Annotated in this window: 4 protein-coding genes; 3 read left to right on the top strand and 1 reads right to left on the bottom strand. The window is 61.1% G+C overall.

Annotated elements, in window-relative coordinates; all coding sequences use genetic code 11:
• Positions 1-141: 141 nt before the first annotated feature.
• Positions 142-531, bottom strand: coding sequence for a RidA family protein (locus ABR948_RS29070; RefSeq protein ID WP_428124688.1), 390 nt, complete (start codon positions 529-531; stop codon positions 142-144).
• Between the two features lie 345 nt (positions 532-876).
• Here ABR948_RS29070 and ABR948_RS29065 point away from each other — a divergent pair, with 345 nt between their 5' ends.
• From ABR948_RS29065 to ABR948_RS29055, 3 genes are all read left to right on the top strand, one after another.
• Positions 877-1872 (top strand): ABC transporter substrate-binding protein, encoded by a 996-nt coding sequence (locus ABR948_RS29065; RefSeq protein ID WP_428124686.1) that lies wholly within the window; start codon positions 877-879, stop codon positions 1870-1872.
• Between the two features lie 8 nt (positions 1873-1880).
• On the top strand, positions 1881-2735 hold the full coding sequence (locus tag ABR948_RS29060) for an ABC transporter ATP-binding protein (RefSeq protein ID WP_428124684.1): 855 nt from the start codon (positions 1881-1883) through the stop codon (positions 2733-2735).
• The coding region (locus ABR948_RS29055; protein WP_428124690.1) for an ABC transporter permease at positions 2729-3498 on the top strand (770 nt) is incomplete at its 3' end. The genes ABR948_RS29060 and ABR948_RS29055, both read left to right, overlap by 7 nt.

The following is a 3498-nucleotide window of genomic DNA, read 5'->3' as shown; positions in this document are numbered from 1 at the left end:
ATTTCACCAACCTGGTCGATATCGGTCGGGGGCATTCGCGACCCGGTCGAGCCGGCAGCGAGTCCGGTTATGTCCGCTGTGCCGCCGAAAGCGGAGGCCCGCATCAATCCGAATTGGGCTACAGACTAATGTGTCTGCCTGCTAGCCTTGAGGCGCTGCCGCGATCGCTTCGATTTCGACGAAGAATTCCGCGCGCACGAAGCCCGAAACAATCATCAGCGTCGACGCCGGCGGGGTGCCGGGAAATTGCTTGTCGCGCGAGCGCATATAGCCCTGCATATACTCGCGCGCGGTCACATAGGCGTTGAGGCGCACGACATGGGCCAGCGTCATGCCGTCTTCGGCGAGGATCGCGGCGATGTTGGCGAAGCACAGGTCGGCCTGCGCCTCGCACTCCCCGGGAACTTTTTCGTCGGCGCTGATGCCGAGCTGGCCCGAGGTAAACACGAATCTGTGTCCTTCGGGCAACGCGATGCCGTGGCTGTAACGTGCAAAGGGAGGTTTGATCGAGGATGGAAAAAGTGCGCGCACAGCGATCGTGCCTCATGGCAAGGGTGAAGACGGAAACAAGGGTCAAAACAATGCAACCCTGTCGTCAAATACTAAGTCGATTTTGCCGGCGGCGTCATCGGCTAATTCTGCAACGTGTCAGTTGTTCAGGCGAGCGCACGCCGCTTTTTGATGCACCAGAGCCGCGGAAAGTAGTCGTTGCCCAAAAGGCAACAGCTTGCTCGAATAAAAATGCTTTCAGGTGACAGCGCGCCTGTGCATCCTCAAATTCCAGCGCGGACGACGCTCGATCGAGATCGATCCGTCCGCGATGGAGCTGGGACACCGATGGCCGGCCAGGCGCCGGCCCGAAACGAGGGAGCTGAGATGGCAATGAAATTTATGCCGCGAATGATCGCGATCGCCGTTGTTGGAACAAGCGCATTTTTTGGTTCGCTGGCGCCGACGCTTGCCGCTGACAAGGTGAGCTTTCTGACCAGCTGGTTCGCTCAGGCCGAGCATGGCGGGTTCTATCAGGCCAAAGCGACCGGGCTTTACGAGAAGGCCGGTCTCGACGTCACCATCAAGATGGGCGGCCCGCAGGTGAACGGCTCGCAGTTGTTGCTGGCCGGCGAGACCGACTTCATGATGGGCTACGACATCCAGGTGCTCAAGGGCCGCGAGCAGAACCTGCCGCTCGTGACCGTTGCGTCGTCGTTCCAGTTCGACTTGCAGGGGTTGATGACCCATGATGACGTGGCTGACATGGCGGCGCTCAAGGGCAAGCCGATCCTGATCGCGGGTTCCTCGCGCATCACCTTCTGGCCCTGGCTGCGCGCCAAATACGGTTTTACTGACGACCAGATCCGGCCCTATACGTTCAACCTGCAGCCGTTCTTTGCCGACAAGAACGTCGCCCAGCAGGCCTATCCGTCGTCCGAGCCCTATCAGGCGCAGGAACAGAACGAAAAAGTGAAGTTCTTCCTGCTGGCCGATGGCGGTTATCCGCCCTATGGCTCGACCATCGTCACGACCGAGAAGATGATCGCCGAAAAGCCCGACGTGGTGGCACGGTTTGTGAAGGCATCGCTGGAGGGCTGGCGCGACTACATCAAGAATCCGGCGCCGGGCAATGCCTTGATCAAGGCCGACAACCCCAAAATGACCGATGGACAGATCGCCTTTGCAATCGAGAAACTTAGGGAAAACAAGGCCATCGATGGCGGTGATGCGGCCACTTTGGGCGTCGGCGTCATCACGGCCGAGCGCTACAAGAAAATCTACGATTTTCTGGTCGCGGGCGAGCTGCTCGATCCGAAGACGGATTGGCACAAGGCTTTCGACGAGCGCTTCGTCAAGGACCTCAAGATCGGCGTGCAATAGGAGCTGCCGTGAACGTCCTGACGCCCGGCGAGCCGTTTAACGTGAGCCCGGACCGAACCACGGCCGGCGGCGATCGGCCGCCGGCTGTCGAGGTGCTCTCGGCCGAGAAGGTGTTCAGCAACGGCACGCGGGGACTGGCGCCGATCGATCTATCGATCGCGGATGGCGAGTTCCTGACCCTGATTGGCCCATCCGGCTGCGGCAAGAGCACGCTGCTCAAACTGATCGCGAACCTGATCGAACCGTCGGACGGCCGGCTGTTGTGGTGGCGCGGCGACTTCGCGCAGGTCGGCGAGGACGGGCGGCGCTTTGCCTTCGTATTCCAGGAACCCACTTTGATGCCGTGGGCCAGGGTCGATGCCAATGTGCGGCTTCCGCTTGAACTCGCGGGCATCGCCAACGCCAAAACGGCGCCGGCGGTGGCGGAGGCGATCGAACGCGTGGGTCTATCGAAATTTGCCCGGCATTTTCCGCGTCAATTATCCGGCGGCATGAAGATGCGGGTCTCGATTGCGCGGGCGCTGGTGACCAACCCAAATCTGTTGCTGATGGATGAACCTTTCGGAGCGCTCGATGAATTCACCCGCAACAATCTCGACGCCGATCTCATCAAGCTGTGGTGGGAACGCAAGCTGACGACGGTGTTCGTCACCCATTCGATCTATGAGGCTGTGTTCCTCTCGACCCGGATCATCGTGATGGCAGCTAATCCCGGCCGTATCTTCCGGACCATGACCATCGATGCGCCGCAGCCGCGTGACGAGGGATTTCGCGACAGCGCGCAGTTTGCGGCCTATTGCCGTGAATTGTCGACCTGGCTGGCCGAAGCGTCGCTGCCCTCGGCGCCGGGAGGAGCATTGTGAAGCCGCTGCTGCAGTCGGAGACCTTTGTGCGGATCGCCGCACCACTTGCGGTCGGCGTCGTATTGTTCGCTCTGTGGGAAGTCGGCTGCCGGCTCGCGTCGATACCGGTTTATCTGTTTCCGAAGCCGAGCGATATCTTCCAAAGCCTCGTTCACAACGGTCCGTCCTTGCTGCGCGCGCTGATGGTCACCTTGCGGGTGACGCTGCAGGCCTTCGCCGCGGCGGTCGTGATCGGCACGCTGGTCGCCTTCATGTTCGTGCAGAGCCGGGCGATCGAAGTGAGCCTGTTTCCCTACGCCGTCCTGCTGCAGGTGACGCCGGTTGTCGCGATCGCGCCGCTGATCATCATCCTGGTCAAGAACACGCAACTGTCGCTGACGATCTGCGCGACCTTGGTGGCGCTGTTTCCGATCATTTCCAACACCACGCTCGGCCTGCGCAGCGTGGACCCGGGGCTCGCCAATTACTTTCGGATGAATCGCGCCGGGCGTCTCAAGACGCTCATCAAGCTTCGAATACCCGGCGCGCTGCCGTATTTCTTCGGAGGCTTGCGGATTTCGAGCGGGCTTGCGCTGATCGGCGCCGTGGTGGCGGAGTTCGTCGCCGGCACCGGCGGCCGCTCATCCGGCCTCGCCTATGAGATTCTGGACGCCGGCTTCACGCTCGATATTCCCCGCATGTTCGCGGCGTTGTTCCTGATCACGCTGGCCGGAATAGGATTGTTCGGGGCGATGGTCGTCCTGTCCAGGCTCGCATTGTCGGA

The organism is Bradyrhizobium sp. (genome assembly GCF_050014615.1).
Lineage (GTDB): Bacteria > Pseudomonadota > Alphaproteobacteria > Rhizobiales > Xanthobacteraceae > Bradyrhizobium.
This window is presented reverse-complemented; position numbering and strand designations above follow the sequence as displayed.

Coding starts and splice junctions, on each gene's coding strand:
- ABR948_RS29065 (WP_428124686.1), top strand. CDS start 877: ATGGCAATGAAATTTATGCCGCGAATGATCGCGATCGCCGTTGTTGGA.